Annotated in this window: 22 protein-coding genes; all 22 read right to left on the bottom strand. The window is 44.5% G+C overall.

The genetic code is table 11. The features are described 5' to 3' along the window. Window positions 1-44: 44 nt before the first annotated feature. Window positions 45-992 carry a DNA-directed RNA polymerase subunit alpha gene (locus DP114_RS14665; RefSeq protein WP_169265240.1) on the bottom strand — a complete coding sequence of 316 codons (948 nt, stop codon included), beginning with the start codon at window positions 990-992 and terminating at the stop codon, window positions 45-47. Between the two features lie 1,057 nt (window positions 993-2,049). Then, window positions 2,050-2,448, bottom strand: coding sequence for a 30S ribosomal protein S11 (gene rpsK, locus DP114_RS14670; protein ID WP_169265241.1), 399 nt, complete (start codon window positions 2,446-2,448; stop codon window positions 2,050-2,052). Window positions 2,449-2,504: 56 nt separating this feature from the next. After that, complete coding sequence (gene rpsM / locus DP114_RS14675) at window positions 2,505-2,885, bottom strand: 30S ribosomal protein S13 (RefSeq protein WP_169265242.1); 381 nt, start codon at window positions 2,883-2,885, stop codon at window positions 2,505-2,507. A 98-nt stretch (window positions 2,886-2,983) separates the two neighbouring features. Next, window positions 2,984-3,097 (bottom strand): 50S ribosomal protein L36, encoded by a 114-nt coding sequence (gene rpmJ / locus DP114_RS14680; protein ID WP_010998333.1) that lies wholly within the window; start codon window positions 3,095-3,097, stop codon window positions 2,984-2,986. 141 nt (window positions 3,098-3,238) lie between these two features. Further along, window positions 3,239-3,463 carry a translation initiation factor IF-1 gene (gene infA / locus DP114_RS14685; protein WP_006276978.1) on the bottom strand — a complete coding sequence of 75 codons (225 nt, stop codon included), beginning with the start codon at window positions 3,461-3,463 and terminating at the stop codon, window positions 3,239-3,241. A 205-nt stretch (window positions 3,464-3,668) separates the two neighbouring features. Beyond that, entirely contained in the window at window positions 3,669-4,223 is a 555-nt protein-coding gene (locus tag DP114_RS14690) for an adenylate kinase (RefSeq protein WP_169265243.1), read from the bottom strand. Continuing rightward, window positions 4,223-5,530: a preprotein translocase subunit SecY gene (gene secY, locus DP114_RS14695; protein ID WP_169265244.1), complete on the bottom strand. Its 1,308-nt coding sequence runs from the start codon at window positions 5,528-5,530 to the stop codon at window positions 4,223-4,225. Before secY ends, DP114_RS14690 begins: the two co-directional genes overlap by 1 nt. A 71-nt stretch (window positions 5,531-5,601) precedes the next feature. Beyond that, entirely contained in the window at window positions 5,602-6,048 is a 447-nt protein-coding gene (gene rplO / locus DP114_RS14700; RefSeq protein ID WP_169265245.1) for a 50S ribosomal protein L15, read from the bottom strand. A 192-nt stretch (window positions 6,049-6,240) separates the two neighbouring features. After that, complete coding sequence (rpsE, locus tag DP114_RS14705) at window positions 6,241-6,765, bottom strand: 30S ribosomal protein S5 (protein ID WP_169265246.1); 525 nt, start codon at window positions 6,763-6,765, stop codon at window positions 6,241-6,243. Window positions 6,766-6,845: 80 nt separating this feature from the next. Beyond that, window positions 6,846-7,208 (bottom strand): 50S ribosomal protein L18, encoded by a 363-nt coding sequence (gene rplR, locus DP114_RS14710; RefSeq protein ID WP_169265247.1) that lies wholly within the window; start codon window positions 7,206-7,208, stop codon window positions 6,846-6,848. 2 nt (window positions 7,209-7,210) lie between these two features. Then, window positions 7,211-7,759, bottom strand: coding sequence for a 50S ribosomal protein L6 (rplF, locus tag DP114_RS14715; RefSeq protein WP_169265248.1), 549 nt, complete (start codon window positions 7,757-7,759; stop codon window positions 7,211-7,213). Between the two features lie 72 nt (window positions 7,760-7,831). Next, window positions 7,832-8,233: a 30S ribosomal protein S8 gene (rpsH, locus tag DP114_RS14720; protein ID WP_169265249.1), complete on the bottom strand. Its 402-nt coding sequence runs from the start codon at window positions 8,231-8,233 to the stop codon at window positions 7,832-7,834. Window positions 8,234-8,253: 20 nt separating this feature from the next. Then, window positions 8,254-8,802: a 50S ribosomal protein L5 gene (gene rplE, locus DP114_RS14725; protein ID WP_171976436.1), complete on the bottom strand. Its 549-nt coding sequence runs from the start codon at window positions 8,800-8,802 to the stop codon at window positions 8,254-8,256. A gap of 232 nt (window positions 8,803-9,034) precedes the next feature. Continuing rightward, complete coding sequence (rplX, locus tag DP114_RS14730) at window positions 9,035-9,388, bottom strand: 50S ribosomal protein L24 (protein ID WP_169153392.1); 354 nt, start codon at window positions 9,386-9,388, stop codon at window positions 9,035-9,037. After that, a complete protein-coding gene (gene rplN, locus DP114_RS14735; RefSeq protein ID WP_171976437.1) occupies window positions 9,388-9,756 on the bottom strand; it encodes a 50S ribosomal protein L14 in 369 nt (122 codons plus the stop codon). Before rplN ends, rplX begins: the two co-directional genes overlap by 1 nt. A 45-nt stretch (window positions 9,757-9,801) precedes the next feature. Then, the gene (rpsQ, locus tag DP114_RS14740; protein ID WP_169265252.1) at window positions 9,802-10,050 is read right to left on the bottom strand and encodes a 30S ribosomal protein S17; all 249 of its coding nucleotides are present in this window, start codon (window positions 10,048-10,050) and stop codon (window positions 9,802-9,804) included. A 6-nt stretch (window positions 10,051-10,056) separates the two neighbouring features. Further along, a complete protein-coding gene (gene rpmC, locus DP114_RS14745; protein ID WP_169265253.1) occupies window positions 10,057-10,287 on the bottom strand; it encodes a 50S ribosomal protein L29 in 231 nt (76 codons plus the stop codon). Window positions 10,288-10,290: 3 nt separating this feature from the next. Continuing rightward, window positions 10,291-10,716 (bottom strand): 50S ribosomal protein L16, encoded by a 426-nt coding sequence (gene rplP / locus DP114_RS14750; RefSeq protein ID WP_171976438.1) that lies wholly within the window; start codon window positions 10,714-10,716, stop codon window positions 10,291-10,293. 68 nt (window positions 10,717-10,784) lie between these two features. Beyond that, window positions 10,785-11,576, bottom strand: coding sequence for a 30S ribosomal protein S3 (gene rpsC / locus DP114_RS14755; RefSeq protein ID WP_169265255.1), 792 nt, complete (start codon window positions 11,574-11,576; stop codon window positions 10,785-10,787). A 54-nt stretch (window positions 11,577-11,630) separates the two neighbouring features. Then, the gene (rplV, locus tag DP114_RS14760) at window positions 11,631-11,993 is read right to left on the bottom strand and encodes a 50S ribosomal protein L22 (protein ID WP_169265256.1); all 363 of its coding nucleotides are present in this window, start codon (window positions 11,991-11,993) and stop codon (window positions 11,631-11,633) included. A 64-nt stretch (window positions 11,994-12,057) separates the two neighbouring features. Beyond that, window positions 12,058-12,336, bottom strand: coding sequence for a 30S ribosomal protein S19 (gene rpsS / locus DP114_RS14765; protein WP_169265257.1), 279 nt, complete (start codon window positions 12,334-12,336; stop codon window positions 12,058-12,060). A gap of 120 nt (window positions 12,337-12,456) precedes the next feature. Continuing rightward, window positions 12,457-13,320, bottom strand: a complete 864-nt coding sequence (gene rplB / locus DP114_RS14770) for a 50S ribosomal protein L2 (protein ID WP_169265258.1) — start codon at window positions 13,318-13,320, stop codon at window positions 12,457-12,459. Window positions 13,321-13,323: the final 3 nt, after the last annotated feature.

Here is a 13,323-nt window from a genome sequence, read left to right on the forward strand (position 1 = left end):
GTTAGTTGTTTGACTAATTACTTACTACTAACGAATAACCAGTTTTAGGCGTGTTTATTAGCTCTTTCTGTTGGTAAAGTGATCCCCAAGCGTCGCTGTAAGGCTTCAACAACTTCTTCAGCTGACTTTTGACCAAAGTTTTTTATTTCTAATAGGTCTTCTTGAGTGTAATCCAACAAATCAGCTACCGAGTTTACTTGTGCTCGTTTGAGACAGTTATAAGCTCGTACTGACAGTTGCAACTCTTCGATAGGAATCTGAGCAGTTGGATCGTCTGGGATTTCTGCGCCTACATCTGGTATGTCGAGCGAGATCTCTTTCAACGGGTTAAACAAATCCACCAGTATAGTAGCGGCAGAGGAGAGTGCTTCTTGAGGGGTCAGACTACCATTTGTCCAAATTTCCAGTAACAATCTGTCTTTTGGTATTCCACTATCTCCACGAGTTTCTTCAACGCTGTAGTTGACTTTGCGCACTGGCATAAATATTGAGTCGATTTGGAGAAAGTCCAAAGATGTGGCTTCTTCACGACCCCGCTCTACAGTTCGATATCCTTTGCCTCTTTCAATCCGAAACTCCATTTCTAGCTTGCCACCTTCAGCGACAGTCGCTATATATTGGGTTGGGTCGATCACTTCTACTTCACTAGGCAAATCAAAATGTGCTGAAGTGACTGTTGTTGGACCTGTAACGAGTAAGCGACCAATCTGGGGTTGAGAGGAATAGCTTTTAAGAATAACTTCTTTCATTTTCATCATCATTTCAAGCACATCTTCTCGCACACCATGAACGGTGGCGAACTCGTGTGACACGCCTGCAATCCGAACTGCAGTTACAGCTGTCCCCTCTAGGTTAGAAAGTAATACCCGTCTCAGGGCATTGCCAACGGTCGTACCTTGACCGCGCTCTAAGGGTTCTAAGACAAATTTACTGTGATTACTCCTATTGTCTTCAGTACTTGACTCTACACATTCAATTTGAAACTGCGCCATAGGGTCGCCTCCCTTCATATAAGGTTTTGCTAGCAGATAAATTTATTGTCTTGGGTGACACTCTCATTGTCGTGAAAACCGTCTTTACCAGCGTTCTCAAGGGGCAGTCCGACGCTCTTAGGGATTCGCCAGTGTCCTATGTGGGTAAACCCAACACAAGACTCAGATCTGCCAGGAGGGAAACATAGGTGCCGCACTGGTTTCACCAGTTGGCCAGAGTCAGCAAACCCGTCCAAGGGAAACCTCTTCAAGTCGAGCCTGGGCTGTGGTTCGGTATGCTCCTTTTTAGACGTTTTTTGGGTAGTTTTGCCGATGGATCTCATCGCTGAATATCGTAGTTTTTCGTAGTTCAGCTACCCTTCTGCTAAGGCTGAGGGTGGTTTGGTTCACATTCACTACGTATCACTAGGTTTGTGAATGATCCCAGTTGTATTCTAACGAGCACCAACTGCATGCGGGTTTCTCCTATGTTCTAAGCCCTATGCCGTAGGCATAGGGCTTACACCAGTCACAAACGTACACTAAACCTGGCACAGAGCACCTGCCGAACCACAACACAGTGGCAAGGACAAACAGTTGCACACCAGTACCCTTGATGAAACGGTTGTTTTCATACTCAGAGGAAGTTGTACAAGTAGTCCTTTCAAGTCGGCAAAGCCTTTTGCTAGTTGCTTGCCTTCGGGTTACCCTTTTGGAGCTTGCGCTCACCATGCGGCTCTGCCCTCTCGAATTTACTTAATGACCTCTTAAACGACGAGGTTTATCAAACTGTATGTCCAATGATGGTGAAGTTTGATCCCAAGAATTGCCAACGGAGAGTGATGGTGTTTTGTTTTTTGAAGTTTCAAGTTTTCAGGGGGAAGTTGCTCAATAGGACGAAAGGAAACTCTCTCAAGTCGGTGCCTTTCGTAGAATCCTTATGCAACTAGCGTTTTCTCAAACTTCTCACCTTCACCCTATGGCTAACGCCACGCCTTACGGCTATCGGGAACGCCCGTCGCCGTGAGAGCGGAAACACTCCTCATGCGCGCTGGAGTCACCGCTTCATAAGTTGTCTTTATACTCGGCGGCGCTTGGGTGGGCGGCAACCATTATGAGGAATCGGGGTAATATCCCGAATTAATGTAATTTCTAGTCCGGCTCCTTGAAGTGCCCGGATAGCTGTTTCTCGACCAGCCCCAGGACCACTGACCATGACTTCTATTTGGCGCATTCCTTGATCCATTGCTCGACGTGCTGCACTTTCAGCTGCGGTCTGGGCTGCAAAAGGAGTACCTTTTTTTGCTCCCTTAAAACCACTAGATCCAGCACTTGCCCAGGAGATAACATCTCCATTTTGATCGCTAATGGTAACAATGCTATTGTTGAAAGTAGACTGAATGTAAGCTATCCCGTTTGGAACATTACGTTTTAGCTTTTTGCTGCCGGATTTCTTTGCACTTTGTTGTCGCGCCATATCGCACTTGGTTAAATATTAAGGTTAAGTATTGCTGTAATTCAGCACAAAAACAATTACTTGGATGGGGCTTTCTTCTTACCAGCTACTGTCTGTCGTCTTCCTCGACGAGTTCTGGCGTTAGTTCGAGTTCTTTGTCCTCTCACAGGTAAGCCCATGCGGTGGCGACGACCCCTATAAGTACCAATTTCAATTAGGCGCTTGATGTTCATTGCTTCCAAGCGCCTTAGGTCACCTTCTACTTGGTAGTTCTCTTCTATTTCTCCCCTCAGAGCTGCTACGTCAGCATCACTCAGGTCTTTAATACGAGTATCAGGGTTGACACTCGTGGCTGCTAATATCTCTTTTGAAAGAGATAACCCAATTCCGTAGATATAAGTTAGACCAATTTCAACACGTTTATCACGTGGAAGGTCTACTCCGGCAATACGTGCCACAACTCGTGTCTCCCTATTCCTTCAAACTAGTAGTGTTTTTTTTCACTCAGCAGTTATTTGAATAAATTTCCCTGATGAGTGTTCAGTTTTTCCTTGTGTTATCCTTGACGCTGCTTATGCTTAGGATTGACACAAATCACCATAACGCGACCACGACGCCTGATCACGTTACACTTTTCACAGATTTTTTTGACAGACGCTCTGACTTTCATGGCTTTTTGTTGACTCCAAATATTGAATTATAACATTTTATGATTAATCAGTCAGTAAAATTCATTGTTTTTTTTCAGGTTGGTATGGTATTATTTTTTACATAAGTGAGAATTCATTCCGAACAATAGTTGAAAAATGAGCTATTTTTTACGTAATCGATAAGTAATTCTGCCTTTTGTCAGATCGTAAGGCGTTAACTCTACTTTGACGCGATCGCCGGGTAATATCTTGATATAGTTACGGCGAATCTTGCCAGAAATGTGAGCTAATACATTGAAGCCGTTATCTAAATCAACACGAAACATTGCATTTGGCAGGGATTCGGTGACCGTGCCTTCCATCTCTATCAAATCTTGTTTAGACAAGTTTTTTCCTCAACTCAACAGCCTCCTACTTTGTTACAGCTACTTATAGTCTGCAAAAAACATATTTCGGAGAATATATCAACACTTCATTAATATATTTTATCCAATATTTACATACATCTGCTTGGGATATAGGGAATAGGGTGCTAGGTACAAAGAATTGGGAAACATTTGTCACTTCTTACCTCTCACCCACTCCCCCCTTTTAAGACGCAATGACCTTTTTTAATTCAGCAGTGACTTCTTCTAGGGACTGATTACCGTTTATACTGAGGAGACTCTGACGACTACTGTAATAGTCAATCAAAGGTGCCGTTTCAGACCGGTAAACTTCTAAGCGACGACGGATGACTTCTTCTGAGTCATCTTTTCTGCCTCGCTCTAGTAACCGTGCTATTACTGTGTCATCTGGCACATTCAAATTGACGACTTTTTCGCCATTTTGGTTCAGTTTTCGCAGTAACTCCCCTAAAAAAACTGCTTGATTAACAGTGCGGGGAAAGCCATCAAGAATCCAGCCTGATTTCGTATCATCCTGCTTGAGACGTTCCTGCACCATTTCCTCCACAAGTTGATCGGGAACCAACTCACCTTTATCCATATAAGTTTGAGCCTTGACACCCAAAGGAGTTTGGTCTTTTAGACCTTGACGCAGTATGTCACCAGTAGAAATATGAGGAATATTCAAATTGTCAGCTAAGGTTTTAGCTTGAGTTCCTTTACCAGCTCCAGGTGGTCCCAAGAAGATTACTCGTGTCACTACTGTTTCACCATCCCTTCATAGCGCTGAGAGATAACGTAAGTTTGAATCTGCTTTGATGTATCAATAGCTACACCAACTAAGATTAACAAAGAGGTAGCACCTAGCCCTCTAAAGGTTCGTACATTTAAAGCACTTTCAACGGCAGTAGGGATAATAGCAATCAAACCCAGAAAGATAGCACCTAAAAAAGTTAATCGATTCAGTACGCGCTCAATGTACTCAGTCGTTGCTTTTCCTGGACGAATACCTGGAATACTAGAACCCATCTTCTTCAAGTTCTGTGCTACATCAACTGGGTTGACAATCAATGATGAATAAAAGTAGCTGAAGAAGACGATAGAAACTAGGTAGACAAGAGCATACACCCAAGCCCCAGAACCTCCAGGTACGAGATAGGTGTTAATAATTCTCGAGTATTCTGGATTTTTGATAAAATTCCCTACCAACATTGGCAAACTTAAAATTGCAGCCGCAAAAATAATTGGCATCACGCCCCCTTGATTAAGTCGTAGGGGTAAGTAGTTACGTTGCTCTGCAAAAATTCGTTTTCCAACTTGGCGACGCGCTGAAATAATCGGAATACGACGGATTCCTTCCTGCACAAACACAATACCAACAATTGTCACTAGGAAAAGCAGCAATAGGGCAATAACTTGACCCGCTGGGTTTCCGGCTTGTACAAAATCGATTGTGTCACCTAGAGCTTTTGGCAGTGTTGCCACAATGTTGACAAAAATCAACAAAGATGCCCCGTTCCCTACACCACGCTCTGTAATCACTTCTGATGCCCACATCACAAACATCGAACCTGCGACGAGAGCTAACGCTGTCTCGATGACGAAAATTGGTCCGTAGTGAAAGGCAAAGGGCTTAAGCCAGAATGATGCCAAGAAGACACTTTGAATAACTGCCCAACCCGCAGAAACATACCGTGTCATTTGAGAAATCTTCCGCCGTCCTGCTTCGCCCTCATTTTTCTGTAAATTTTCTAAAGCCGGAATGGCAGCGGTAAGTAATTGGATGATAATCGAGGCGTTGATGTATGGCAAAATCCCTAAGGCAAAAACTCCCAAAGCAGAAAGTCCACCTCCGGAAAAGATGTCCAAAAAGCTTAAGATTTGGTTATTCCCTTGAAGGGCTTGGGCAAATCGATCTCGATCAATACCTGGTATGGGCAAATGTATGCCCAAACGAATCAACATTAAAATACCTAATGTCAGAAGCAGCCGACCTCGCAGACCTGCTGCTTGCGCCATCTGCATAAAAGTTTCTTGAGCCGTTGGAGCTTTGTCTCGACTGATCATAGAGGGCTACCTGAATCGTGAAGCGAGGCACTTGGCTGGGGTAGGCTTGTCGTAGGTGCGTGCTTTTTGACTCACTCTAAAACTTCGCAACTCCCACCCGCTGCCTCAATTTTGCTACGAGCTGTACCTGTAAAAGCTGCCGCTTGCACCTTGAGGGGAACGTTCAATTCCCCATCCCCTAAAATCTTCAAAGATCCTCGAGCAGCAGTAAGGATACCTGCTTCTTTTAACGAGGTGAGTGTAACTTCTGTATTTGCAGGGAGGGAAGCTAGCTTTTCTACATTAATCGTAGTGTACTGCTTACGATTAACCAGAGGGAAGCCCTTTAACTTGGGTATGCGGCGGTACAATGGCTGTTGACCACCTTCAAATCCGGGTCGTGTACTACTGCCAGAACGCGCTTTTTGACCACGCATACCCTTACCAGCACTAGCACCTTGACCGGCTGAAACACCCCTACCTAAACGACGGGGACGTTTCTTTGAGCCTTTTTGAGGACGAACATCGGTTAGTCTCATAAGGAAAACCTTGTGTAAAATTTAGTCATTTATCATTCGTGAGCCACTACAGACACTGCTTTGTTGGCGCAAGCTTCTGCAGGACTTGGGGGCGTAGCCGTGCTAGTGAGCTACAAAAAATACACGCGCCAAAGGTATACCCTGAGGGTCATTTGTCATTTCTATAAAAACAAAGGATTGAGGACAAATGACTTAAATATAAAGATTTTCAACAGGAATACCCCGGTCTTCGGCGACTTCTGGAAAAGTTCGCAGGGTAGATAGAGCATTAACTGCGGCTCTAGCATTATTAAGAGGATTGTTTGAACCCAGTTGCTTAGCTAGGATATTGCGAACTCCTGCTAATTCTAGTACTGTACGTACAGCGCCACCAGCAATTACTCCAGTACCAGGTGCTGCTGGTCGCATAATCACCTTAGCACCACCACCAATCCCATCAATTGGATGAGGGATAGAGTTGGATTTTGTCATGGGAATTTCAATCAGATGCTTCTTCCCATCAGCGACCCCTTTTTTCACAGCACCAATCACATCTGAGGCTTTGCCTACTCCCACACCAACTTGACCGCGTTCATTTCCCACAACGACGATCGCGCGGAAGCTAAGTTTTTTACCTCCTTTTACGACTTTACTCACCCGTCGGATTTGGATAACCCGCTCTTGCCATGTGGTTTCTTCTTTTTTTGTACGGTTAGCTTTACGACGACCAGTTGCCATTTTATTTACCTCGTTTTAGGAGCCAATTGTCATTTGTCTTTCTTTAACTAACGACTAATGACTCATGAGCAATAACTCATTTAAAAAACCAAACCAGCTTCGCGAGCTGCTTCTGCTAGTGCTTTGACGCGACCGTGGTAAAGATTGCCACCTCGATCAAATACGACTTTGCTAATACCTTTTTCTAAGGAGCGAACTGCGATCAATTTGCCGACTTCCACCGAAGCTTGACAGTTTGAACCTGAAGCTAATTTTGATTTCAAGTCTGGTTCTACAGTTGAGGCTGCCACTATGGTGTGATGATTCGTATCATCAATCACTTGAGCATAAATATGTTGGTGAGAGCGAAATATAGCTAACCGTGGACGCTCAGAAGAACCATCAACTTTACCACGAATACGTCTACGGCGACGTTCCCTTGATTCCTTACGAGTATGTTTCATTTTTACTTCTTGCCCTTACCACCAGTCTTACCAGCTTTACGTCTGACCATTTCACCCGCGTAACGAATACCTTTGCCTTTGTAAGGCTCAGGTGGGCGCACAGCACGAATTTTAGCTGCTGTATTGCCTACTTCTTCTTTGTCGTAGCCGCTGACAATAACGTTAGTATTATTTTCAACTGCAAACTGAATTCCTTCTGGTGGAACGATTTGCACTTGATGGCTATAGCCCATATTCAAAATCAAGTTACGACCTTGAACTTGCGCCCGGTAGCCAACCCCTTGAATTTCCAAACGACGTTGAAACCCTTTGGAAACTCCCTCAACCATATTGGCAACCAAAGTACGGCATAAACCATGCATTTGCCGGGACGTGCGAGATTCATCGCGACGGTTAACCTGCAATATTTCTCCTTCTTGGGAGACTATGACATAAGGAGGCAAATCGCGAAATAGTTCGCCTTTAGGACCCTTGACTAACACTTTTGTGCCATCAATATTTACTTGCACCTTAGCCGGAATTGTAATTGGAAGTTTACCAATTCGAGACATAACTTTTAGTCCTTTGTGCTTTGTGCTTTGTTTGTTGTCTGTTGTCTTTTACGAATGACAAATGACTAATGACTACCAAACGTAGCACAGTACTTCACCACCCAAGTTTTGACGCCGTGCTTCTCGGTCAGTCATAATGCCACTTGATGTAGAAATAATGGCAATACCGATACCACCTAGTACTCTTGGTAGTTCTTTTTTATTGGAGTAAACACGCAAACCTGGTTTACTCACCCGCTTAAGGGTGGTGATCAGGGGTTGGCGATTTTTACCCTTGTATTTCAAGGCAATCACCAAATTGCGCCCAATTCCTTCTCCTGCATCTTCAAACTCACCAATAAAACCTTCTTCGCGCAGCACTTTTGCGATGCTACGAGTCATTTTAGTGGATGGCACTTGTGTTGTTTGATGCCGCGCCATATTGGCATTGCGGATGCGCGTGAGCATATCTGCAATTGTGTCGTTAACCGCCATCGTTTCCTCTTTAGATGAACTTATTGATCCCGAAAGGGCATTCCCATTTCTTTAAGTAAGGCGCGACCCTCTTCGTCAGTCTTTGCTGTAGTGATAATGGAAATATCCATACCACGAATTTGGTCAATGCTGTCATACTCAATTTCTGGGAAAATGAGTTGCTCTCTGACACCTAGAGTATAATTACCGCGACCATCAAAGCTTTTAGGACTAATACCGCGAAAGTCCCGGATTCTTGGTAGTGCTAAACTAATGAGACGATCGAGAAAGGCATACATTCTTTCACTTCTTAAGGTGACCATAATACCAACTGGCATACCTTGACGAATTTTGAAGCCCGCGATCGCTTTTTTAGCCCGTGTCACGACTGGTTTTTGACCAGTAATTGTGGCAATCTCGGTCAAAGACGCTTCCAACGCTTTCGCATTTTGAGATGCTTCCCCCAAACCCCGGTTAACAGTCACTTTTTCCAACTTCGGCACTTGATGAATGTTGGTGTACTGAAACTGTTGCATCAGTTTCGGGACAATTGTTTCTTGGTATAAAGTTTTCAGTCTTGTGCTTGCCATAGTTTTTGTTCTTTTTATCCCTGGTCTTGGTCAGGGATTATTGTCCTTACTGTTTGTCTATTGTCTTTTGTTTTTTTACTAATGACCAATGACTTTCCGGGTTGGTTAGACGCGGCTATGTTAATCTACCGGAATCTACCGGAAGCCAGTCTCTAGGCATCTACAAGTCAGAAAACTGTAGCCTAGCACTTGCTTTTATATGCCGACAGGCCCCCTTTCGATCACTGACTCATTATTTATCTATGATTTCGCCAGTTTTCTTAAGCATTCTAACTTTCTTACCTTCTGCAGTGAAAGTGTAGGAGATGCGACTGGCAACATTTTGCTTGGTGGAATAGAGCATAACGTTGGAACTGTGGATTGGGTATTCCTGAGTCACAATACGCCCAGATTCACCTTCTTGCTGAGGTTTGACGTGCTTCGTTTTTATATTTACACCTTTAACAAGCACTTTACTTTCTTGGGGAATTGCTTTGATAATTTCTCCAACTTTGCCTTTATCTTTCCCGGCAATAACTTGCACCGTATCCCCAGTTTTTACGTGCATTTTGAAAAATCTAGGTTGATCCTTCTTTTTATTTGCCATTACAGCACCTCCGGAGCCAGAGAAACAATTTTAGTAAAGTTTTTCTCACGCAGTTCTCGTGCGACTGGTCCGAAAACCCGTGTTCCTCTGGGGTTACCATCTTTGTTGATAATAACTGCAGCATTATCGTCAAAACGAATACTCATACCGCTATCTCGATGGGTATTATGACGGGTGCGGACTATGACTGCTTCTACAACATCAGACTTTTTCACAGCCATGTTCGGCTGAGCGTCTTTAACGACGGCGATGATCCGATCGCCTATGAAGCCGTAACGGCGGTTACCTGCTCCCAATACGCGGATGCACATAAGTTTACGGGCACCGCTATTATCTGCAACATTAAGGTAAGTTTGGGGCTGAATCACGATCGTTTTTCCTTTTTATTTTTTACTACTTAATAACTATATGGTTTAGCTATTTTTGGTAGTCAGGATTTCTGTGACTTTCCAGCGCTTAGTTTTACTCAGGGGTCGCGTTTCCTGAATGCGAACGCGATCGCCTATTTTGCACTGATTTTCTTCATCGTGCACCTTATAGCGCTGGGTTTTCACGACTATTTTGCCGTATTTCGGATGAGGAGCGCGGTTTTCGATGGCGACTACCACCGTTTTTTGCATTTTGTCGCTTACGACTAAGCCTACTCGTTCTTTTACTGCCATAATCTTCTAATTTGATTCTTTAGCTTGTTGACTTGAGGAAGCGCGTTTGCGTTCTCCTTCTACAGTCATTAGTTGGGCCAGACGGTGGCGAGCGTGTCTAAACAGATGAGGTTTGTCTAGCTGTCTAGTTGCTTGTTGCAAGCGCAATTGAAAGAGTTCTTTTTTAACAGCGACAATCTCCTGCCCCAGTTGTTCGTCACTGAATTCTCTTGCTTCTGAAATTTTGGGAAGAGGCATAACCTACACCTGTTGTTGCTCTTGTGAGCGTGAAATGAACTTAGTTTTGATGGGTAATTTGAAAGCAGCCAAGCGCATTGCTTCGCGAGCAATTTCTTCGGAAACGCCTGCAATTTCAAATAGAATTCGTCCTGGTTTTACGACTGCTACCCAGAACTCAGGTGAACCTTTACCAGAACCCATTCGGGTTTCTGCAGGACGCATAGTCACTGGTTTATCAGGAAAAATCCGAATCCAGATTTTTCCACCCCGGCGGATGTAACGAGTCATTGCCCGACGAGAAGCCTCTATTTGACGAGAGGTAATCCAAGCAGGTTCCAACGCTTGCAAACCAAAATCCCCAAAGTTCAGGTCGCTACCCCGATGGGCTAGACCGTTCATTCGTCCGCGTTGTTGTTTGCGGAATTTTGTTCTTCTTGGACTTAACATGATGTGTCAAAAGTTAAAAGTCAAAACTGAAGGTAATAAGTCAAATGCTATGGACTAATAACTTATGACTATCCTTCATTTGAGCGGTCTTCAAATTGCTGACGACGGCGTTGTTGACGGCGAGATGAAGGGCGATCGCGGTCGCCACGGTCACGATCACCACGGTCACGATCACCGCGATTCGTTGGTGGCAGAGGAGTTGGTTCCTGTCCAGGAATAATTTCTCCTTTAAACACCCACACTTTAATGCCGAGAATTCCGTAAACAGTTTTTGCTGTACAGTACGCGTAATCAATGTCAGCTCGTAACGTGTGTAAAGGTACTCGACCTTCACGAGTCCACTCTGTCCGCGCGATTTCTGCGCCGTTGAGCCGTCCACTGACTTGAATTTTGATTCCTTGTATCCCAGCCCGTTGTGCACGTTGAATGGCTTGCCGTACGACCCGCCGGAAGGAAACGCGGCGTTCCAGTTGTTGAGCGATATATTCAGAAATGAGGTAAGCATCGGCATCAACTCGTTGGACTTCAACAACGTTGATGCGAATTTGGCGATTGCTTCCCAATAATTGCTGGAGACCAGTACGTAGAGATTCAATCCCTTGTCCGCCTCGACCTACGACAACGCCGGGTCGAGCTGTACGTACCTCTAAATCAATTTGATCTGCTTTACGGTCAATCCGTACCTCAGATATTCCAGCGTTGTTTTGTGCGTATCTACCCAGTTTTTGTTCTATATACTCACGAAGTTTGTGGTCTTCTTGTAGAAGTTCTGGATAGCGGCTAGGGTCAGCAAACCACTGGGATTGATGCTCTTGGGTGACTCCCAAGCGAAAACCTACTGGATGTATCTTCTGTCCCACAAATGCTTCCTCTAAACAAAAATTCTTCTCGTGTACCTGTACGCTATTTTTTCTTTATTTAGCTGCGGCAGCATCAGCAGCGACAGCCACAGTAATATGACACGTCGGCTTGCGAATTTGGTAAGCACGACCTTGCGCCCTTGGTTGGAACCGTTTGAGCACAGGACCTTGATCCGCTTGAGCTTTAGTAATCACAAGCTCTGCTCTGTCCAGCCCAGCGTTGTGTTCAGCATTGGCTGCAGCGCTTCTGAGAACCTTCAATACTGGCTCGCAGGAGCGATAGGGCATGAATTCTAGGATAATCAGCGCTTCTCGATATGAACGTCCTCGAATTTGGTCAAGTACGCGACGCACTTTATAAGGAGACATACGTACATAACGGGCGATCGCTTTTACTTCTGTCGTATCTGTTGCCATAGTTTTCTCCGTCCGTTTGAGTAATTAGTCATCTACTAAGCTACTAGTAACTAATAACTGATAACTATCTACCTGATTTTTTGTCACTTCTGGCGTGACCCTTATAAGTGCGCGTGGGGGCGAACTCACCCAGTTTATGTCCTACCATCTGGTCACTGATAAAAATCGGGACGTGTTGGCGTCCGTTATGAACTGCGATGGTATGACCTACCATGAGGGGCAAAATTGTCGAAGCCCGTGACCAAGTTTTAATAACTTCCTTTTTATTGGCGTCATTTAGCCTTTCAATTTTTGTGAGAAGATGATCGGCAACAAAAGGACCTTTTTTTAGTGAGCGACCCATAGTTGGATTTTGGATTTTAGATTTTGGATTTTCTATTTAGAATTTTGAATTTATCAATTGTAGATTTAGGATTTTGGATTATCTTTATCATCTAAAATCCTAAATCTAAAATCTAAAATTCTATGACTCACGACCGCCACGACCGCGCTTAGAAGATTTGCGGCGACGGCGCACAATAAACTTGCTACTGGCTTTCTTGGGTTTGCGTGTTTTCAGACCCAAAGCAGGTTTACCCCAAGGTGTAACAGGTCCAGATCTACCGATTGGGGCCCTACCTTCACCACCACCGTGTGGGTGGTCAACTGGGTTCATCACACTACCTCTAACTTGAGGACGGCGACCTTTCCAGCGAGTTCTACCTGCTTTACCTGCGCTCAGGTTTCTGGCGTCCAGATTACCAACTTGTCCTATAGTGGCATAGCACTCGCGACGGATCATCCGGACTTCTCCAGAAGGCAACTTGAGTGTTACGTAGCTACCTTCTTTTGCCACAACTTGAGCAGTCGCACCAGCTGAGCGAACAATTTGACCGCCCTTACCAGGTTTCAATTCCACGTTGTGAACGCTGGTTCCCAAAGGAACGTTAGACAAAGGTAAAGCATTGCCATTTTCAATAGGAGAATCAGGACCGGCGATAATTGTTGTCCCTACTTTTAAACCGTTGGGTTGAATAATGTAACGCTTTTCGCCGTCTTCGTATTCCACAAGGGCAATCCGCGCGTTGCGGTTGGGGTCGTATTCAATAGCTGTCACTTTGGCGGGAATACCACGCTTATCTCTTTTAAAGTCGATAATGCGATAGAGACGTTTGTGTCCACCACCTCTGTGGCGAACAGTAATCCGTCCTTGATTATTTCTACCTTTGGCGCGATGCTTCGATACGGTAAGCGATTTTTCTGGCTCGGTTTTAGTTATTTCTGAGAAGTCAGAAATCGTAACTTGGCGAGTACTGGGGGTGTAAGGGCGATAAGAACGAGTACCCATTTT

The organism is Brasilonema sennae CENA114 (genome assembly GCF_006968745.1).
Taxonomy (GTDB): domain Bacteria; phylum Cyanobacteriota; class Cyanobacteriia; order Cyanobacteriales; family Nostocaceae; genus Brasilonema; species Brasilonema sennae.

What these genes read in the sequence shown, in the direction of transcription:
- DP114_RS14665 (WP_169265240.1), bottom strand. Translation starts at nt 992, where the DNA reads ATGGCGCAGTTTCAAATTGAATGTGTAGAGTCAAGTACTGAAGACAAT.
- rpsK (WP_169265241.1), bottom strand. Translation starts at nt 2,448, where the DNA reads ATGGCGCGACAACAAAGTGCAAAGAAATCCGGCAGCAAAAAGCTAAAA.
- rpmJ (WP_010998333.1), bottom strand. Translation starts at nt 3,097, where the DNA reads ATGAAAGTCAGAGCGTCTGTCAAAAAAATCTGTGAAAAGTGTAACGTG.
- secY (WP_169265244.1), bottom strand. Translation starts at nt 5,530, where the DNA reads ATGATCAGTCGAGACAAAGCTCCAACGGCTCAAGAAACTTTTATGCAG.
- rplO (WP_169265245.1), bottom strand. Translation starts at nt 6,048, where the DNA reads ATGAGACTAACCGATGTTCGTCCTCAAAAAGGCTCAAAGAAACGTCCC.
- rpsE (WP_169265246.1), bottom strand. Translation starts at nt 6,765, where the DNA reads ATGGCAACTGGTCGTCGTAAAGCTAACCGTACAAAAAAAGAAGAAACC.
- rplR (WP_169265247.1), bottom strand. Translation starts at nt 7,208, where the DNA reads ATGAAACATACTCGTAAGGAATCAAGGGAACGTCGCCGTAGACGTATT.
- rplF (WP_169265248.1), bottom strand. Translation starts at nt 7,759, where the DNA reads ATGTCTCGAATTGGTAAACTTCCAATTACAATTCCGGCTAAGGTGCAA.
- rpsH (WP_169265249.1), bottom strand. Translation starts at nt 8,233, where the DNA reads ATGGCGGTTAACGACACAATTGCAGATATGCTCACGCGCATCCGCAAT.
- rplE (WP_171976436.1), bottom strand. Translation starts at nt 8,802, where the DNA reads ATGGCAAGCACAAGACTGAAAACTTTATACCAAGAAACAATTGTCCCG.
- rplX (WP_169153392.1), bottom strand. Translation starts at nt 9,388, where the DNA reads ATGGCAAATAAAAAGAAGGATCAACCTAGATTTTTCAAAATGCACGTA.
- rpsQ (WP_169265252.1), bottom strand. Translation starts at nt 10,050, where the DNA reads ATGGCAGTAAAAGAACGAGTAGGCTTAGTCGTAAGCGACAAAATGCAA.
- rpmC (WP_169265253.1), bottom strand. Translation starts at nt 10,287, where the DNA reads ATGCCTCTTCCCAAAATTTCAGAAGCAAGAGAATTCAGTGACGAACAA.
- rplP (WP_171976438.1), bottom strand. Translation starts at nt 10,716, where the DNA reads ATGTTAAGTCCAAGAAGAACAAAATTCCGCAAACAACAACGCGGACGA.
- rplV (WP_169265256.1), bottom strand. Translation starts at nt 11,993, where the DNA reads ATGGCAACAGATACGACAGAAGTAAAAGCGATCGCCCGTTATGTACGT.
- rpsS (WP_169265257.1), bottom strand. Translation starts at nt 12,336, where the DNA reads ATGGGTCGCTCACTAAAAAAAGGTCCTTTTGTTGCCGATCATCTTCTC.
- rplB (WP_169265258.1), bottom strand. Translation starts at nt 13,320, where the DNA reads ATGGGTACTCGTTCTTATCGCCCTTACACCCCCAGTACTCGCCAAGTT.